This is a genomic window from Pseudomonas sp. 9AZ, assembly GCF_902506525.1.
Lineage (GTDB): Bacteria > Pseudomonadota > Gammaproteobacteria > Pseudomonadales > Pseudomonadaceae > Aquipseudomonas > Aquipseudomonas peli.
This window is the reverse complement of sequence record NZ_LR733840.1, coordinates 532,803-548,955: the sequence shown is the minus strand read 5'-3', so window position 1 is coordinate 548,955 and position 16,153 is coordinate 532,803. Positions and strand designations below refer to the sequence as shown.

Here is a 16,153-nt window from a genome sequence, read left to right as displayed (position 1 = left end):
TTTGTGTCTGCGACTAAACCGATCGAACAGCGGTGAGCTTTAGTTTCAGTGGTCGGTCAAGCTGTGCGCCAGGTGATTTCCTCTACGCCATCAGCGCTGATGCGCATCCAGCGGTCGGCTTGCTCGTCGCTTTCTTCTTCCTGCCAGCCGCCCGGCGCGCAGCGGACTTCAACATTCAGTGCGGCGTAGGCCGCTTGAGCGCAGGCCAGGTCGTCAGCCCAGGGCGTGGTATCACTTTCCAGATACAGGCTGTTCCATTTGCCAACCGCTTTGGGCAGCCAGGTGACGGGTACGTCGCCGGCCGTACATTTATAGGTCTGGCCTTTCTGCTGCCAAGGCGTGCAGCTGCCCAGTGCGCTGTTCAGCCACTCGCCGATGGCGGTGTGGTCGGCGTCTTTCAGGTAAATCTCGATATCCGGTTGGCGCATGGTCATAGTCTCTCGATCCAGTCGTAGCGGATGGCGACAGTTACGTCGCAAGGTTCGGCGATTACCGCCGCGCGGCGCTCGGCGCTGGCGCGCCAGCCGTGTGGGGTCATGGCTAGAAGGTCGGCGCGGGCCTCGCTGCTGTCCAGGTGCAGATTAAAGGTCAGGGTTTCGCTGTGGGCCAGGCGCATGCCCTCAGGGATCAGCTCCAGGTGTTTCTGATCATCGTAGTCACGCACTTCGTCGTACAGCTTCTGCCGCAACTCCATCAGGTGTTCGCGGGTCGGGCCCATGCGCAGCAGGCCACCACCGGTGGCGAGCAGGCGCTTGGCTTCTTGCCAGTCGAGCGGGCTGAAGACGCTGGCGAGTAATTGGCAGCTGGCGTCTGCCAGCGGCACACGGGCCATGCTCGACACCAGCCAGGTCAGCTGGGGCGCACGTTTGCAGGCGCGCTTGACCGCCTCGCGGGAGATGTCCAGGGCATAGCCATCGGCCTGTGGCAGGGCGTCGGCGATCTGTGTGGTGTAGTAACCCTCGCCACAGCCAATATCCAGCCAGCGTTCCGGGTTATAACCGGCAGCCAGTTCGGCCAGGCGCTGCGCCAGAGGGGCGTAATGCCCACCGTCGAGAAAGCGCCGTCGCGCCTCGACCATGGCGGCGTTATCGCCGGGGTCGCGGCTGTTCTTGTGCTGCACAGGCAGCAGGTTCAGGTAACCCTGGCGTGCGCGGTCGAAACGGTGGTTGGCCGGGCAGGCCACACCATTGTCGAGCGTCTGCAGCGGCGCCTGGCAGATCGGGCAGATCAGCATGCGAAAAATCCATTAACAGGCCGTCGCGAGCGCCCCGAGAGCAAGGCGGACGGAGCGCAGCGACGAGACATATCAAATAGATAGGCGAGGAGCGAGTACCGCCCAACGCAGCTATCGGGGTGCGTAGCAGGCTTGTTCATGGATTTTCATGCGAGCAGATTGACCAGGGTCTGGTAGTAAATTTCGGTCAGCACATCCAGATCACTGGCCAGCACGCGTTCGTCGACCTGGTGGATGGTGGCGTTGACCGGACCAAGTTCGACCACTTGGGTGCCAAGGGTGGCAATAAAGCGCCCGTCCGATGTGCCGCCGCTGGTAGACGGTTTGGTATCGCGGCCAGTGATGGCCTTGATGCTGGCCGCAACGGCGTCGAGCAAGGCACCTGGCTCGGTGAGAAAAGGCAGGCCGGAGAGTGCCCAGTCAAGTTCAAAATCCAAGCCGTGTTTGTCGAGGATGGCCTGAGTACGCTGCTGCAGGCCTTCTACCGTCGATTCAGTCGAGAAACGAAAGTTGAAGATGGCCTTCAACTCACCCGGAATCACGTTGGTCGCGCCGGTGCCTGCGTTGAGGTTGGAAATCTGGAAGCTGGTCGGCGGGAAGAACGCGTTGCCGTCGTCCCAATGCTCGGCGGCCAGTTCGGCCAGGGCTGGCGCGGCCAGATGAATCGGGTTGCGCGCCAGGTGCGGATAGGCCACGTGACCTTGCTTGCCGCGTACGGTGAGGGTGCAGCCGAGCGAGCCGCGGCGGCCGTTTTTCACTACGTCACCGACCAGGGTAGTGCTCGAGGGTTCGCCGACGATGCACCAGTCCAGGCGCTCGTTACGTTCGCGCAGGCGTTCAACCACCGCCTTGGTGCCATGGTGCGCCGGGCCTTCTTCATCACTGGTGATCAGAAAAGCGATACGGCCTTTATGGTCCGGGTATTCCGCAACAAAGCGTTCAACGGCGATGATCATCGACGCCAGGCTGCCTTTCATGTCCGCCGCGCCACGGCCACATAGCATGCCGTCTTCATCAATCAGTGCATCGAATGGCTGGTGCTGCCACTTCTGCACCGGGCCGGTGGGCACCACATCGGTGTGTCCGGCAAAGCACAGCACAGGACCCTCTTGGCTGCCGTGGCTGGCCCAGAAGTTGTCCACATCTTCGATACGCATCGGCTCGATGGTGAAACCGCAGGCGGCAAGGCGGCGCGTCATCTGCTCCTGGCAGCCTTCATCAAGCGGCGTGACGGAAGGACGACGAATCAGCTCACAGGCAAGCTCCAGCGTCGGGGAGAGGGGCGTGGCGTTGGCGGTCATTGCGGCTCCAAGGCGGCATCAAGCGGAAAGGCCGCCATCTTAAAGCAAAACGGCGGCCATTGGCCGCCGTCTAGCATTCAGGCACACCTGTGATCAGCTGGCCGCGGCGGTTTCCTGCGCGCTTGTCTGAGGCGCCGGCAGTGACGACAGCAAAGCCATGATCAGCGCCGCCAGGTAGGGCAGCGACTGCACCAGCAGCATGGCTACCCAGAACTTCACATCGGCGCTGGGCAAGCCCTGGACGATGCTGATGCCGATGGCCGAACCCCACAGCAGCAGCATGATAAACACTTCTTCGCGGGCCTCGGCCAAGGCCACCAGGATGCCGTGGTTGCTGGCCATCTTCGGTGTGCGGAAGAACGGAATAGTCTTGGTGAAGGTGCCGTAGAGCACCGCCTTGGCGATCGTGTGCGACAACGCCAGGCCTGCCAGCGCAGCCTGGAAGGAGCGCACCAAGTCAACTCCCATGGCCTTGCGGTAGAGGAACAGGATCTTGCCCAGCTTGAAGAGGAACAGCGCCAACGGCGGGATGGCGAAGATCATCAGCGGCGGGTCAACCCGCTGCGGCACGATGATCATCGCTGCCGACCAGAGCAGCGCACCGACGGTGAAGAAGATATTCAGGCCATCGGCGATCCACGGCAGCCAACCGGCGACGAAGTGGTAGCGCTGTCCGCTCTTGAGTTCGGAGTCCTTGCCGAGGAACAGGCTGCGTGCATGCCCCTTCATAATTTGAATGGCGCCGTAAGCCCAACGGAAGCGCTGCTTCTTGTAGTCGATAAAGGTGTCCGGCATCAGTCCCTTGCCGAAGCTTTCGTGGGCGTAGGCGGCGCTGTAGCCTTTCTCGAATACGCGCAGGCCCAGTTCGGCGTCTTCGCAGATGGTCCAGTCGGCCCACTTCAGCTCGTCCATCACGGTACGGCGGATCATGGTCATGGTGCCGTGCTGGATGATCGCGTCGCGATCATTACGCGTCACCATGCCGATATGGAAGAAGCCTTTGTATTCGGCATAGCAGAGCTTCTTGAAGACGTTCTCGTTGCCGTCACGGTAATCCTGCGGTGATTGCACCACGGCAATCTTAGGGTCGCTGAAGTGCGGCACCATGTACTTGAGCCAGTTCTTGTCGACGCAGTAATCAGCGTCGATCACCGCCACCACTTCGGCGTCCGGACAGGTGTGCGGCAGGATGTAGTTCAGTGCACCGCCTTTGAAACCGGCAATTGGTGCGACGTGGAAGAAGCGGAAGCGTGGGCCCAGGACTTTGCAATACGCCTCAACCGGCTCCCACACGGCCGGGTCCTTGGTGTTGTTGTCGATGATGATGACTTCGTAATCCGGGTAATCCAGTGCGGCCAGGGCGTCGAGGGTCTGTTTGACCATCTCCGGCGGCTCGTTGTAGCAGGGTACGTGCACCGATACCTTGGGGCGGTAGGCACTGTCGGCCAAGACCGGCTGGAACGGCCTGCGCCGCGCGCGGGTCCAGGCGGTTTCAGCCAGTTCGTGGGCTTCTGTCAGTAGGACGATAAACACGCCGAAGGCGCCAATGCCCAACAGCAGGCCAACCAAGGTGCTGAACCAAGTGCTGTACTGCTGGCTGTAGTCGTAGCCGATCCATACCAGGGCGGAGCCGCCGGCGAACGCGACAATGGTCAGGAAGGTGCGCCCGCGCTGACGCAGGGCACTGCCGTCGATAAGCATCAGCGCCAGGCTGAGCAGGGCTAGCACCACCGAACCGATGGCTAGCAAGCGCCACTGGGGAATCGCCACCACGGGGCCTTCGAAAGCGAATTTGGCCTGACGTTCGAGGTTGTAAACGCCCCAATACGCACCCACCGAGCCTTCATCGCTGGCTTTCCACGGCTGGTCGAAGGCTTCGATAACGAAGTAGTTGTAGCCTTTGGCATTGAGCGCATTGACCAGCGTACGCAGGTAAATCGCCTGGTCCGCTTGAGAGGCATCGGCGCCGCCGCGCATGCGGCCGTTGCTTGGCCAGCCAACTTCGGAAAGCAGCAGGGGTTTTTTCGGGAAGAGCTTTTTCAGGTCCTTGGCGCGCTCCAGCACGAACTCGGTGGAGTCCTCCATCGGCACGAATTCCCAGTAGGGCAGAACGTGGGCGGCGATCAGATCGACGTGCTGAGCCAGCTCTGGATGGTCCTGCCAGATGTGCCACTGCTCCGAGGTGGTCACCGGCACCTTGACTGCCGCGCGCACGCGGTCGATGTAGGCAATCAGATTTTCCGGGGTCACTTCGCTGCGGAACAGCGCTTCGTTACCGACTACCACGCGCACTACGCTGCGTGAGTTATTGGCTATTTCGATAGCTTTGGCGATTTCTCGCTCGTTGCGCTCCAGATCCGGGCTGATCCAGATACCTAGGGTCACGCGCAGGCCGAATTCTTCGGCGAGCAGGGGGATGTTGCCCAGTGGGCCGTCTACCGAGTAGGTGCGGATGTTGTCGGTGTGCGTGCTCAGCAGCTCCAGGTCAGCGCGCATCTGCTCATCGCTGGGGTAGGTGTCCTGCTGCGGGTTTTGCCCGGCGCGGAAAGGCGAGAAAGAAAATCCGGAAATCTGTTCTGGCCAATCCGGTGCGGTTACCGGGCGGTTATACAGCGCCCAGATACCGGTAAACACGGCGGCAATTGCCAGGAACATGACCAGGTTCAGTCCAAACTTACGCGAAGGCATAGTGTGCAGGTCCAGCGAAGGGGCAATAAAAAGCGACGAGCGTCGGGTGCCGCATGCTACGCCGCCGCCATTGGGCTGTATAGCCGGCAGGCGGGCATATTGATGGGACGATTGTCGGTCGTGAAGGTTCCGATAGTGGCAATGTGCTATGGCTGTTCATCGGATAGACAGGGCTAGGCCAAGACAGGGCTTGGGTGCGGCTCGTCGGCTACCTATAATGCGCGCCGCTTGTGGCTTGTGAGAGTGAAGAATGCCTGTGGATGAACAACGCTTTGCCGGGATCGCCCGTCTGTATGGTCGCCTGGGAGCCGAGCGGCTCGCGGCTGCGCATGTGGCGGTGGTCGGGATTGGCGGAGTGGGCTCCTGGGCAGCAGAGGCTTTGGCGCGCTCCGGAGTGGGCGAGATTTCCTTGTTTGATCTGGATGATGTCTGCGTCAGCAACAGCAACCGTCAGCTGCATGCGCTCGACAGCACGGTTGGTCAGTCCAAGGTCGAGGTAATGGCGGCGCGTATCCGCGCGATCAATCCGGCCTGTGTGGTACATGCGGTGGCGGATTTCGTGACCCGTGAGACCATGGCCGAATACATCACTGAGCACTTGGATGCAGTGATCGATTGCATCGACAGCGTCAATGCCAAGGCTGCACTGATTTCCTGGTGCAAGCGACGCAAGATCCAGGTGATTACTACTGGCGGCGCCGGCGGGCAGATCGACCCGACGCAGATCCAGGTCGGCGACCTGAACAAAACCTGGAATGATCCGCTTGCGTCCAAGGTGCGCTCCACCCTGCGCCGCGATTACGGCTTCTCACGCACGCCTGGGCGCAATTACAGCGTGCCCTGCGTGTATTCCAGCGAGCAGCTGCGCTATCCCAAACCCGACGGTACGGTGTGTCAGTACAAGGGTTTTGTGGGGGAGGGGGTCAAGCTCGACTGCGCTGGCGGTTTTGGCGCAGTGATGATGGTGACCGCGACTTTTGGCATGGTCGCCGCTGCGCGCATCGTCGATAAATTGGTTGCTGGTACTCGGCGGCCGGCAGAGCGGCGGCCCGCACATGATGATGTTGGCTAATATTTAAAGAATGACCGGTTGCGGTCGATGTTCAGCAGGGATGTGCTGGTAGTTCTCTTTTGAGGTGTGCTGTGTTGTCCCTGCTGCGTCATGTATTACGTCATGTCCCGCGATATGCGCTGCTGTTTGCTGCGCTCTCTGCTTGCCTGAGCGTCCATGCCCACTCGGTTGTGCGAGTTGGTACCGGTGACTGGGTGCCCTATGTTGATCAGCAGCGCAAAGATGGCGGCGCCTTGTCGCGGTTGGTGCGGGACATTTTCAAGGCGGCCGGTTATCAGGTTGAGTTCGTTTATTACCCCTGGGACCGCAACCTGCTGATGCTCGAGCAGGGCGGCCTGGATGCGGTGATGCCGTATATCTGCAGTAAGAGTCGCCAGCGTTTCACTGCATGCAGTGATGCCGTTGTGGCGGGGGACGTGGTGTTATTCCAGCGCAGCGACCAGCAACTTGCTTGGACCCGTTTCGGCGATCTTAAGACGTTTCGCATCGCTACGACGCTGGGCTACTCCTATGGTACGGAGTTTGATGCGGCACTAGATGCTGGGCAGTTGCAGGTGCAGCAACATGGCAAAGAAGACACTGGCTTCCGTTTACTGAGCCTGGGGCGGGTTGACTTCCACCCTCAGGATCGAGCGGTCGGTTATGCCATGTTGCGTCGCCTGTTTTCCGAACAGGAGCGAGCGTTGATTACCCATAATCCGCGTATTTTGCATGCTGAACCGCTGCACCTGCTGTTTCGCAAAGGTGATGCCAAGGCCGATCAGTTGCGTGAGATATTTAATACCGGCCTGCGTCGCCTGGCGCAGAGCGGTGAGCTGCAACGTTTGCAACAGGCCCTGTATTCTGGCAATGCCGATCAGTGGCGCGCCGCGCCCTGATCATTGGCATCTAGCAAGTGCTGCATCCGTGTCAGCACGGCCTGCAGGCCATTGCTGCGTGAGGGTGATAGGTGACGGGCCAGGCCAAGCTGGGTAAACCAGTCCTGCAGATCCAGCTGCGCCAGTTCGGATGCCGGCAGGCCGTTGACTCTGGCCAGCAGCAGCGCGAGCAAACCCCGCAACAGTCGTGCATCACTGCTGGCGCGAAACTGCCAGTTAGCGCCGTCCTGCTCAGCCAACAGCCACACCTGACTTTCACAGCCTTGCACCCGGTTGGCTTCAATGCGTTCGGCATCACTCAGCGGGACGAGCTGGTCGCCCCATTGCATCAGAAGGCGGGCGCGCTGTTCCCAGCTGGGGCTGGCGCCAAAGGCTTGCAGTGCAGTCTGCGCAGTGACAGGAAGGCTCATTGCAACAGCTCCAAGGCTTGATCCAGTGCGCTGAAAAAACGCTGTAAATCGCCGCCATCGTTATACAACCCCAGCGACACACGAATCGCCCCGTTCAGGCCGAGGCCCTGTAACAGCGGCATGGCGCAGTGATGGCCGGCGCGCACGGCGATGCCTTGTTCGGTCAGCAGGTGAGCCAAGTCGGCATGGTGCACGGCATCGACCACAAAGCTGACCAGCGCGACAGTCGGTGTACCGAGCAGGCGAAGGCCCTGGCGCTGCTGCAGCCCAGTGATCAGCTGGCTATGCAGGGCTGCTTCGTGGGCGCTTACGGCGCTGGCATTGAGGCTGTTCAGATAATCCAGGCTGGCGCCGAGGGCGATCACCGAGGCAATCGGCGGTGTGCCAGCCTCAAAACCCAATGGTGCTGGGCGAAAGCTGGCGCTGCTGTAGTCGGTGTGCAACAACATCTCGCCACCAAGCTGCCAGTGCGCCAGCTGCTCAAGGGCGTGCGTGCGGCCATAAAGCAGGCCCACGCCGTCCGGGCCATAGAGTTTGTGGCTAGAGCAGATATAGAAGTCGCAGCCCAGGGCTTGCAAGTCTTGGCGACCGTGCACCACGCCTTGTGTGCCATCGACCACAGTCAGTGCGCCTTGCTCCTGTGCCAAGGCCAGCAGCTGCTCAAGTGGCTGCCAGCAGCCGAGCACGTTGGACAGCTGGCTGACCGCCAACAGGCTGGTGCGTGGGCCGATCAGCTGCGCCGCTTGGGCTAGGTCGATCAACCCATGCTGATCCAGCGGCAGCACCACCAGCTTGAGCTGGCGGCGCAGCGCGAGTTGCTGCCAGGGCAGCAGGTTGGCGTGATGTTCCAGGGCGCTGATGACGATCTCGTCACCGGGCTGCAGGCGCTGCTCCAGGCCGTAGGCCAGCAGATTGAAGGCTTCGGTGGCGCTGCGGGTGAAGATGATCTGCTGCGCGCTGGGCGCATTTAGCCAGCGTGCAACCTTCTCCCGCGTGGCTTCGAAGGCGCGGGTGGCACGCTCGCCCGGCAGGTGCTGGGCGCGATGCACATTGGCTGCGCCACCGGCGTAATAGCCGAGCAGGGCATCGAGCATGGCCTGGGGTTTTTGCGCGGTGGCTGCGCTGTCCAGATAGGTCTGGCCTTCGGCCGCAAGGGCCTGAATGCCAGGGAAGTCAGCACGCCAGGGGGAGATCAGTGACATGGGCTAGGGCACCGCAGGAACTGTCTGTTGAGTATAAATAGACAGGCCGGGCATGGGCCCGGCCTGTGGTAACTGCGTGGCGCTTAGTTGTGCGCGTGCAGGGCTTCGTTCAGCTCGATAGCCGACTTGTGGGTTTTGCACTCCACGGCGCCGGTTTGCGAGTTGCGGCGGAACAGCAGGTCCGGCTGGCCAGCCAGGTCACGGGCCTTGAGCACCTTGACCAGCTTGTTGTCAGCATCGAGCAGAGCCACCTTGGTTCCGGCGGTGATGTATAGGCCGGATTCCACAGTGTTGCGGTCGCCCAACGGAATGCCGATGCCGGCGTTAGCGCCGATCAGGCAGCCTTCGCCCACGGAAATGACGATATTGCCGCCACCGGACAGGGTGCCCATGGTTGAGCAGCCGCCGCCCAGATCCGAACCCTTGCCGACGAATACGCCCGCCGATACGCGACCTTCGATCATGCCTGGACCCGCGGTACCGGCGTTGAAGTTGACGAAGCCTTCGTGCATCACGGTGGTGCCTTCGCCCACATAGGCGCCCAGGCGGATACGCGCGCTGTCAGCGATACGCACGCCAGCCGGCACCACGTAGTCGGTCATTTTCGGGAACTTGTCCACCGAGAAGACTTCCAGCAGATCGCCCTTCAGGCGCGCTTCCAGTTGACGCTCAGCCAGTTCACCGAGGTCGACGGCACCCTGGCTGGTCCAGGCCACGTTTGGCAGCAGCGGGAAGATTCCGGTGAGGTTCAGGCCGTGCGGCTTAACCAGGCGGTGCGACAGCAGGTGCAGCTTGAGGTAGGCCTCAGGCGTGCTGGTCAGCGCGGCGTCTTCGGCGAGCAGGGTGACCACCAACGGCTTCTGGCTTTCGGCCAGGCGGGTGAGCAGGGCGGACTGCTGGCTGTCGACATTTTTCAGTGCTTCGGCCAGATCGCCTGCCTGGCTGTTGGTCAGGCTGAGAGCCTGGCTGCCGCCTTGGTACGCGATTTTTTCCAGCACTTTGGCGACCAGTTCGCAGCTCGGGTTGAGCAGTGGCTGGGCGTAGAAGACTTCCAGCCAGGTGCCCTGACGGTTCTGGGTGCCAACGCCGAAAGCCAGGCTGAAGAGGGTTGTGCTCATGTTGTTTTCCTTACCGCAAATTCGTGTGGGCCGGCTGGTTCAAACCAGTTCGGCGGCATAACGGTCAGCCTTGAAGCCAACCAGGATCTTGTTGCCGAGATCCAGCACCGGGCGTTTGATCATCGACGGTTGGGCGAGCATCAGTTCGATCGCCTTGTGCTGATCGAGGTCGCTTTTCTGCGCCTCGTCCAGCTTGCGGAAAGTGGTGCCTGCACGGTTCAGGATGGTTTCCCAACCATGCTCATTGCACCACTTTTCCAGGTTGCCACGGTCTATGCCGCAGGCTTTGTAATCATGAAAGGCGTAGCTTACCCCGTGCTCATCGAGCCACGTGCGGGCTTTTTTCATGGTGTCGCAGGCTTTTATGCCAAACAGGGTCTTGCTCATCAGAGGCTCTTCACAAAATCACGGATACGTTCGGCTGCTGCCGCGCACTCGGCCAGCGGTGCGACCAGGGCCATACGCACACGGCCGGCACCCGGGTTGTTGCCGTCCACTGCGCGCGACAGGTACGAACCAGGCACCACGGTGACATGCTCGCGGGCAAACAGCTCGCGGGTAAATGTTTCATCGTCTATCGGCGTTTTCGCCCACAGGTAGAAACCGCCATCCGGCCGTTGCACATCCAGCACATCGCCAAGAATCGCCAGCACCGCGTCGAACTTCTCGCGGTACAGGTCGCGGTTGGCTTTGACGTGGGCTTCGTCGCTCCAGGCGGCGACGCTAGCTAGCTGGGTTTGCACCGGCATGGCGCAGCCGTGGTAGGTACGGTACAGCAGGAAAGATTTCAGAATGTCGGCGTCGCCGGCGACGAAGCCCGAACGCAGGCCTGGCAGGTTGGAGCGTTTGGACAGGCTGTGGAACACCACGCAGCGTTTGAAATCATGGCGGCCCAGTTCGGCGCAGGCCGTCAGCAGGCCGGCCGGTGGGGTGCCTTCATCGAAATACAACTCGCTGTAGCACTCATCCGCAGCGATCACGAAGTCGAATTTATCAGCTAGGGCGATCAGCTTTTTCAGCGTCGGCAGCGGAATCAGCGCGCCGGTCGGGTTGCCGGGTGAGCAGAGAAAGAGGATCTGGCAACGCTGCCAGACCTCGTCGCTGACGGCGTCGAAATCCGGGTTGAAACCATGTTCTTCCAGGCATGGTAGATAGTGCGGCTGCGCGCCTGCAAGAAAAGCCGCGCCTTCATAGATCTGATAGAAGGGGTTGGGGCTGACTACCAGGCCATCGACATCGCGCTTGACCACCGCCTGGGTAAAAGCAAACAGCGCCTCACGGGTGCCGTTGACCGGCAGCACGTGGCGCGCCGGATCGAGCACGCCGGCCGGCAGGCCAAAGCGGCGGTTACACCAGTTGGCGATGGCTTCACGCAGCGCCGGGATGCCCAGGGTGGTCGGGTAGACCGCAAGCTGGTCGAGGTTAGCGCGCAACGCCTCGGCGACAAACTCCGGCGAGCGGTGTTTCGGCTCACCGATCGACAGGGCAATCGGGCTCTTGCCGGCGGGAGCCTGTAGGGCGCCCAGCAGTGCGCGGAGCTTTTCGAACGGGTAGGGCTGCAGCTGGTTTAACGCGTCGTTCATTGTTGCTTCCTGAGGTCTGCCAGCGCCCGCATCCAAGATGGCGGGCGGCTCAAGGGTAATAAGGGGCTTTAAATAACGATTCGGCTTGGTTCGGCCTGCGTGCCTGAGGCATCGGACAGTTGCGCAACCATGGTTTCCTGCAGGCGTATGCACAGCTCGGGGTCGGACAGCGGCTGGTTGTGCGCATCGGTGACGAAGAACACGTCTTCCACCCGCTCGCCCAGGGTAGCGATCTTGGCATTCTGTAGCGACAGGTCGAAGTCGAGGAAGATTCGCCCGATCCGTGCCAGCAGGCCCGGTCGATCCGGTGCGGTGACTTCGAGGATGGTCACTGGTCGGTGCGCATCGTTATGAATGGTCACTTGCGGCGCAAAAGCAAAGTGCTTGAGCTGGCGCGGTACCCGGCGTTGGATAATGGCCGGGTAGTCGTCTGGGTTCTTCAATGCGTCGACCAAGCCCTGGCGAATCTCTTTGATCCGCACTGGGTTCTCGCCAATCGAGCCGCCTTCGCCTTCGAGCACGATGTAGGTGTCGAGGGTGAACTGGCTGGTGGAGGTGAGAATCCGCGCGTCATGGATATTCAGGTTGAGCTGGGCCATGGCCGCCACGGTCACGGCAAAGAAATCGTGCTGATCCTGGGCGTAGATGAATATCTGCGTGCCACCTTCAAACTCGCGCTGGGTGGTTTCCTTGATCAATACCAACGGCTCGCTGTTGTTGCCGTGTTGCAGGATCGCTTCGCTGTGCCAGGCCACGTCCGATGCCGTATGGCGCAGGAAGTAATCGTCACCCAGTTGCGACCAGAGCTGCTCGGCGTCGTCCGGGTCGGTGCCGCCGCGTACCAGAATGTCCAGCGCCGCGATTTGCGTCAGGCGTATCTGCTCTTCGCGGTCCAGTGGGTTTTCCAGGCCGCGGCGCAGCGCACGCTTGGTCTCGGTATACAGCTGGCGCAGCAGGCTGGCGCGCCAGGAATTCCACAGGCTGGGGTTGGTGGCGTTGATGTCGGCCACGGTCAGCACATAGAGGTAATCCAGGCGGGTTTGGTCGCCGACCAGGCGGGCGAAATCGAAGATTACCTGTGGGTCGGATAAATCCTTGCGCTGCGCCGTGGTGGACATCACCAGGTGGTGTTGCACCAGCCAAACGATCAGCTTGGAGTCCCAGTTTGGCAGCTGGTGGCGTACGCAGAAGGCTTCGGCATCCACTGCGCCGAGCTCCGAATGGTCGCCGCCACGGCCTTTGCCGATGTCGTGGTAAAGCCCAGCCATATAGATCAGCTCGGGCTTGGGCAGCTTGTCGATCAGTTTGCTGGCCAGGGGGAATTTTTCCGCCAGCTCGGTCCACTTGAATTTACGCAGGTGCTTGATCAGGTTCAGGGTATGCGCATCGACCGTATAGATGTGGAACAGGTCGTGCTGCATCTGCCCGACAATATGACCGAACTCCGGCAGGTACAGGCCGAGGATGCCGTAACGGTTCATTCGGCGCAGGTTGCGGTGAATGCCTTGCGGGCTTTTGAACAGTTCAACGAACAGACTGGTGTTGCGGATGTCACGGCGGAAATCATCGTCGATCAGGTGACGGTGCTCGCGCAGCAGGCGGATGCTGTTGGCGCACACGCCTTTGATGTCGGGGTGCTGCGCCATCAGCACGAAGATTTCCATGATGGCAAACGGTGTACGCTTGAAGACGTTGGGGTGCGCGACTTCGATATAACCATCCCGCAGCAGGAAACGACTGTTAAGCGGCGTGGCCTGGCCAATTTCGCCGGCGTTGAGGATTTGCTCTTCGAAGTGCTGGACGATCAGATCGCTCAATTCGGCGATCGCCATCACCACGCGGTAGTACTTCTGCATAAAGCGCTCAATGGCGCGCTTGCTGTCGCTGTCTTCGTAACCCAGTAGGGCCGCTACCTTGCTCTGGTGGTCAAACAGCAGGCGGTCTTCGGCGCGGCCGGCGAGCATGTGCAGTGCGTAGCGCACCTTCCAGAGGAATTCCTGACTGGAGGCAAGCAGGGCGTATTCGCTTTCCAGCAAAAAGCCCTGTCCGACCATGGCGTGCAGGTTCAGTGTCCCGAAATGCCGGCGCGCGACCCAAAGAATGGTCTGGATATCGCGTAATCCGCCGGGTGAGCCTTTGACGTTGGGCTCCAGGTTGTATTCGGTGTCGTTGTATTTGCCGTGACGGGCGCGCTGCTCTTTGTGCTTGGCCAGGAAGAACTGCTTGCTCGGCCACATCTGCTCGGTGCTGGTAACCGCCTGCATACGCTGACGCAGGCGCTCAGGGCCGGCGATGGTGCGGCTTTCCATCAGGTTGGTAATCACCGTGAGGTCGGCGCGTGCCTCTTCAGCGCACTCATCCACGCTGCGCACGCTTTGTCCGACTTCCAGGCCGATATCCCAGAGCAGGGTAAGGAAGCGTTCGATGGGCTCGCGGAAGGTCTCGTGGTCGGCGTTATCGAGCAGGATCAGCAGGTCGATATCGGAGAAGGGGTGCAGTTCGCCGCGACCGTAGCCGCCGACGGCGAGCAGGGCGATATCGGCGTCTTCACTCCATGACAGGCGATCCCAGGCCTCGCGCAGGATCTGGTCGACAAACCAGGCGCGGTCCTCAACCAGGCGGCGCACATCGCGACCACTGGTGAAACGCCCGTCGAGCACTTCGCGGGCGTGGCGAATGGCCTTTTTGAACGCCGCAATAGGGCTGGCCTTGAGGGCCAGTTCCGCCTGGAACTGGCCGCGGTCGAACAGCTCGGGATCTACCTGCGGCATTGCGGCCTTCCTTCTATCTATAAAGCAGACTCAGCGAGCGGCTCAGGCCGATGTACGGGCGATGGTGTCATCACTGCGCAGGGTGAAGATCTCGTAGCCATCAGCGGTCACCAGAATGGTGTGCTCCCACTGGGCGGAGAGCTTGCGGTCCTTGGTGATCGCGGTCCAGCCGTCACCCAGGGTGCGGGTTTCCGGGCGGCCCTGGTTGATCATCGGCTCGATGGTGAAGGTCATGCCTTCCTTCAGTTCCATACCAGTGCCGGCGCGGCCGTAGTGCAGCACTTGCGGCTCTTCATGGAACACCGCACCAATGCCGTGACCGCAGTATTCGCGCACCACCGAGAAACCGTTCTTCTCCGCATGCTTCTGGATCACTTCGCCGATATCGCCCAGGCGCGTACCGGGTTTGACCAGCTCAATCCCTTTATACATGCATTCCTGGGTGATCTTGGCCAGGCGCTCAGCCCACTCTGGCACTTTGCCGACCATAAACATCTTGCTGGTATCGCCGTGGTAGCCATCTTTGATCACGGTGATATCGATGTTGATCACGTCGCCTTCTTTCAGCGGCTTGTCATTTGGGATGCCGTGGCAGACCACGTGGTTGACCGAAGTGCAGATCGACTTAGGGAAACCTTTGTAATTGAGCGGCGCAGGGATGGCCTGTTGCACGTTGACAATATAGTCATGGCAGATGCGATCAAGCTCTTCGGTGGTGACGCCGGGCTTGACGTGTTCGCCAATCATTTCCAGAACTTCGGCAGCCAAGCGACCGGCTACGCGCATTTTCTCGATTTCGTCGGGCGTTTTGATGGTGACGGTCATGTGCGGCTCTCGAACGCGAACAGAAAGGGCGACATCTTAACAGCTACAAGCCGCCAGCCATAAGCGCCACGTTAAACCTGTGGCTAACTTGGCTGCATATGTTGCTGTCTGTGAGTAGCTTGGCCCTGACTTTTATGATATAAAACGCGCCGCTTTACGGGCTGTGTGCCCGAAAGCTTAAACCCACACACGTATCGACACGGTTTCCTGGGTGCCTGGCGACAAGTTCGCCGGGTTGGAGATCGGGATGCGTGGAGGCCTAACCCGACTTATCAAGGAACTATCATGTCCCAAGTCAACATGCGCGATATGCTGAAGGCCGGTGTGCACTTCGGCCACCAGACCCGTTACTGGAACCCGAAAATGGGCAAGTACATTTTCGGCGCGCGCAACAAGATCCACATCATCAACCTTGAAAAAACCCTGCCAATGTTCAACGAAGCACTGTCCTTCGTTGAGAAACTGGCTTCGGGCAAAAACAAGATTCTGTTCGTGGGCACCAAGCGTTCCGCTGGCAAGATCGTTGCTGAAGAAGCAGCACGTTGCGGTTCGCCGTACGTCGATCATCGCTGGTTGGGCGGCATGCTGACCAACTACAAAACCATCCGCGCCTCGATCAAGCGTCTGCGTGATCTGGAAGTTCAGTCCCAGGACGGTACTTTCGCCAAGCTGACCAAGAAAGAAGCTCTGATGCGCACCCGTGATCTGGAAAAACTGGATCGCAGCCTGGGTGGTATCAAGGACATGGGCGGTCTGCCAGACGCTCTGTTCGTGATCGACGTTGACCACGAGCGCATTGCTATCACCGAAGCCAACAAGCTGGGTATCCCAGTTATCGGCATCGTCGATACCAACAGCAGCCCTGAAGGCGTTGACTACATCATCCCAGGTAACGATGACGCCATTCGCGCCATCCAGCTGTACATGGGTGCAATGGCTGACTCGGTAATCCGTGGTCGCACCAACGCTAACGGCGGCGCCGACGAGTTCGTTGAGCAAGCCCCGGCTGCAGAAACTGCTGAAGGCTAAGTAAAGCGCGCTTAGCGTTTGCTTAGTTCGCAAAAAGGGGGC

Annotated in this window: 14 protein-coding genes; 3 read left to right on the top strand and 11 right to left on the bottom strand. The window is 60.5% G+C overall.

Annotated features, from left to right (window positions below; all coding sequences use genetic code 11):
* Nucleotides 1–56: 56 nt before the first annotated feature.
* From ALTER154_RS02670 to ALTER154_RS02655, 4 genes are all read right to left on the bottom strand, one after another.
* Nucleotides 57–428 (bottom strand): hypothetical protein, encoded by a 372-nt coding sequence (locus ALTER154_RS02670; protein WP_160089970.1) that lies wholly within the window; start codon nt 426–428, stop codon nt 57–59.
* A 2-nt stretch (nt 429–430) separates the two neighbouring features.
* Nucleotides 431–1,234 (bottom strand): putative RNA methyltransferase, encoded by an 804-nt coding sequence (locus ALTER154_RS02665; RefSeq protein ID WP_160085145.1) that lies wholly within the window; start codon nt 1,232–1,234, stop codon nt 431–433.
* A 146-nt stretch (nt 1,235–1,380) separates the two neighbouring features.
* Nucleotides 1,381–2,535 carry a succinyl-diaminopimelate desuccinylase gene (gene dapE / locus ALTER154_RS02660; RefSeq protein ID WP_090248412.1) on the bottom strand — a complete coding sequence of 385 codons (1,155 nt, stop codon included), beginning with the start codon at nt 2,533–2,535 and terminating at the stop codon, nt 1,381–1,383.
* 93 nt (nt 2,536–2,628) lie between these two features.
* A complete protein-coding gene (locus ALTER154_RS02655; protein ID WP_160085144.1) occupies nt 2,629–5,223 on the bottom strand; it encodes a glycosyltransferase in 2,595 nt (864 codons plus the stop codon).
* A 250-nt stretch (nt 5,224–5,473) separates the two neighbouring features.
* Here ALTER154_RS02655 and tcdA point away from each other — a divergent pair, with 250 nt between their 5' ends.
* Both tcdA and ALTER154_RS02645 read left to right on the top strand, forming a co-directional pair.
* The gene (gene tcdA, locus ALTER154_RS02650) at nt 5,474–6,295 is read left to right on the top strand and encodes a tRNA cyclic N6-threonylcarbamoyladenosine(37) synthase TcdA (protein ID WP_160085143.1); all 822 of its coding nucleotides are present in this window, start codon (nt 5,474–5,476) and stop codon (nt 6,293–6,295) included.
* 74 nt (nt 6,296–6,369) lie between these two features.
* The gene (locus tag ALTER154_RS02645) at nt 6,370–7,173 is read left to right on the top strand and encodes an ABC transporter substrate-binding protein (protein ID WP_256665392.1); all 804 of its coding nucleotides are present in this window, start codon (nt 6,370–6,372) and stop codon (nt 7,171–7,173) included.
* On the opposite strand, the gene ALTER154_RS02640 is transcribed toward ALTER154_RS02645, so the two are convergent.
* From ALTER154_RS02640 to map, 7 genes are all read right to left on the bottom strand, one after another.
* A complete protein-coding gene (locus tag ALTER154_RS02640; protein ID WP_160085142.1) occupies nt 7,152–7,583 on the bottom strand; it encodes a SufE family protein in 432 nt (143 codons plus the stop codon). The two genes, ALTER154_RS02645 and ALTER154_RS02640, sit on opposite strands and share 22 nt — an antisense overlap.
* Nucleotides 7,580–8,785 (bottom strand): aminotransferase class V-fold PLP-dependent enzyme, encoded by a 1,206-nt coding sequence (locus tag ALTER154_RS02635; protein ID WP_160085141.1) that lies wholly within the window; start codon nt 8,783–8,785, stop codon nt 7,580–7,582. The genes ALTER154_RS02640 and ALTER154_RS02635 overlap by 4 nt, the downstream gene beginning before the upstream one ends.
* 83 nt (nt 8,786–8,868) lie before the next feature.
* On the bottom strand, nt 8,869–9,903 hold the full coding sequence (gene dapD / locus ALTER154_RS02630; RefSeq protein ID WP_160085140.1) for a 2,3,4,5-tetrahydropyridine-2,6-dicarboxylate N-succinyltransferase: 1,035 nt from the start codon (nt 9,901–9,903) through the stop codon (nt 8,869–8,871).
* A gap of 39 nt (nt 9,904–9,942) precedes the next feature.
* Nucleotides 9,943–10,290: an ArsC family reductase gene (locus ALTER154_RS02625; protein ID WP_160085139.1), complete on the bottom strand. Its 348-nt coding sequence runs from the start codon at nt 10,288–10,290 to the stop codon at nt 9,943–9,945.
* On the bottom strand, nt 10,290–11,486 hold the full coding sequence (gene dapC, locus ALTER154_RS02620) for a succinyldiaminopimelate transaminase (RefSeq protein ID WP_160085138.1): 1,197 nt from the start codon (nt 11,484–11,486) through the stop codon (nt 10,290–10,292). The genes ALTER154_RS02625 and dapC overlap by 1 nt, the downstream gene beginning before the upstream one ends.
* 68 nt (nt 11,487–11,554) lie before the next feature.
* A complete protein-coding gene (locus ALTER154_RS02615) occupies nt 11,555–14,257 on the bottom strand; it encodes a [protein-PII] uridylyltransferase (protein ID WP_160085137.1) in 2,703 nt (900 codons plus the stop codon).
* A 42-nt stretch (nt 14,258–14,299) separates the two neighbouring features.
* A complete protein-coding gene (gene map / locus ALTER154_RS02610) occupies nt 14,300–15,082 on the bottom strand; it encodes a type I methionyl aminopeptidase (RefSeq protein ID WP_090248397.1) in 783 nt (260 codons plus the stop codon).
* Nucleotides 15,083–15,367: 285 nt separating this feature from the next.
* On the opposite strand from map, the gene rpsB reads away from it, so the two are divergent.
* Nucleotides 15,368–16,111, top strand: coding sequence for a 30S ribosomal protein S2 (rpsB, locus tag ALTER154_RS02605; protein ID WP_090248396.1), 744 nt, complete (start codon nt 15,368–15,370; stop codon nt 16,109–16,111).
* Nucleotides 16,112–16,153: the final 42 nt, after the last annotated feature.

Bases quoted from the DNA above. Each gene is read 5' to 3' on its own strand.
- ALTER154_RS02670 (WP_160089970.1), bottom strand. From the start codon at position 428: ATGCGCCAACCGGATATCGAGATTTACCTGAAAGACGCCGACCACACC.
- ALTER154_RS02665 (WP_160085145.1), bottom strand. From the start codon at position 1,234: ATGCTGATCTGCCCGATCTGCCAGGCGCCGCTGCAGACGCTCGACAAT.
- dapE (WP_090248412.1), bottom strand. From the start codon at position 2,535: ATGACCGCCAACGCCACGCCCCTCTCCCCGACGCTGGAGCTTGCCTGT.
- ALTER154_RS02655 (WP_160085144.1), bottom strand. From the start codon at position 5,223: ATGCCTTCGCGTAAGTTTGGACTGAACCTGGTCATGTTCCTGGCAATT.
- tcdA (WP_160085143.1), top strand. From the start codon at position 5,474: ATGCCTGTGGATGAACAACGCTTTGCCGGGATCGCCCGTCTGTATGGT.
- ALTER154_RS02640 (WP_160085142.1), bottom strand. From the start codon at position 7,583: ATGAGCCTTCCTGTCACTGCGCAGACTGCACTGCAAGCCTTTGGCGCC.
- ALTER154_RS02635 (WP_160085141.1), bottom strand. From the start codon at position 8,785: ATGTCACTGATCTCCCCCTGGCGTGCTGACTTCCCTGGCATTCAGGCC.
- dapD (WP_160085140.1), bottom strand. From the start codon at position 9,903: ATGAGCACAACCCTCTTCAGCCTGGCTTTCGGCGTTGGCACCCAGAAC.
- ALTER154_RS02625 (WP_160085139.1), bottom strand. From the start codon at position 10,290: ATGAGCAAGACCCTGTTTGGCATAAAAGCCTGCGACACCATGAAAAAA.
- dapC (WP_160085138.1), bottom strand. From the start codon at position 11,486: ATGAACGACGCGTTAAACCAGCTGCAGCCCTACCCGTTCGAAAAGCTC.
- ALTER154_RS02615 (WP_160085137.1), bottom strand. From the start codon at position 14,257: ATGCCGCAGGTAGATCCCGAGCTGTTCGACCGCGGCCAGTTCCAGGCG.
- map (WP_090248397.1), bottom strand. From the start codon at position 15,082: ATGACCGTCACCATCAAAACGCCCGACGAAATCGAGAAAATGCGCGTA.
- rpsB (WP_090248396.1), top strand. From the start codon at position 15,368: ATGTCCCAAGTCAACATGCGCGATATGCTGAAGGCCGGTGTGCACTTC.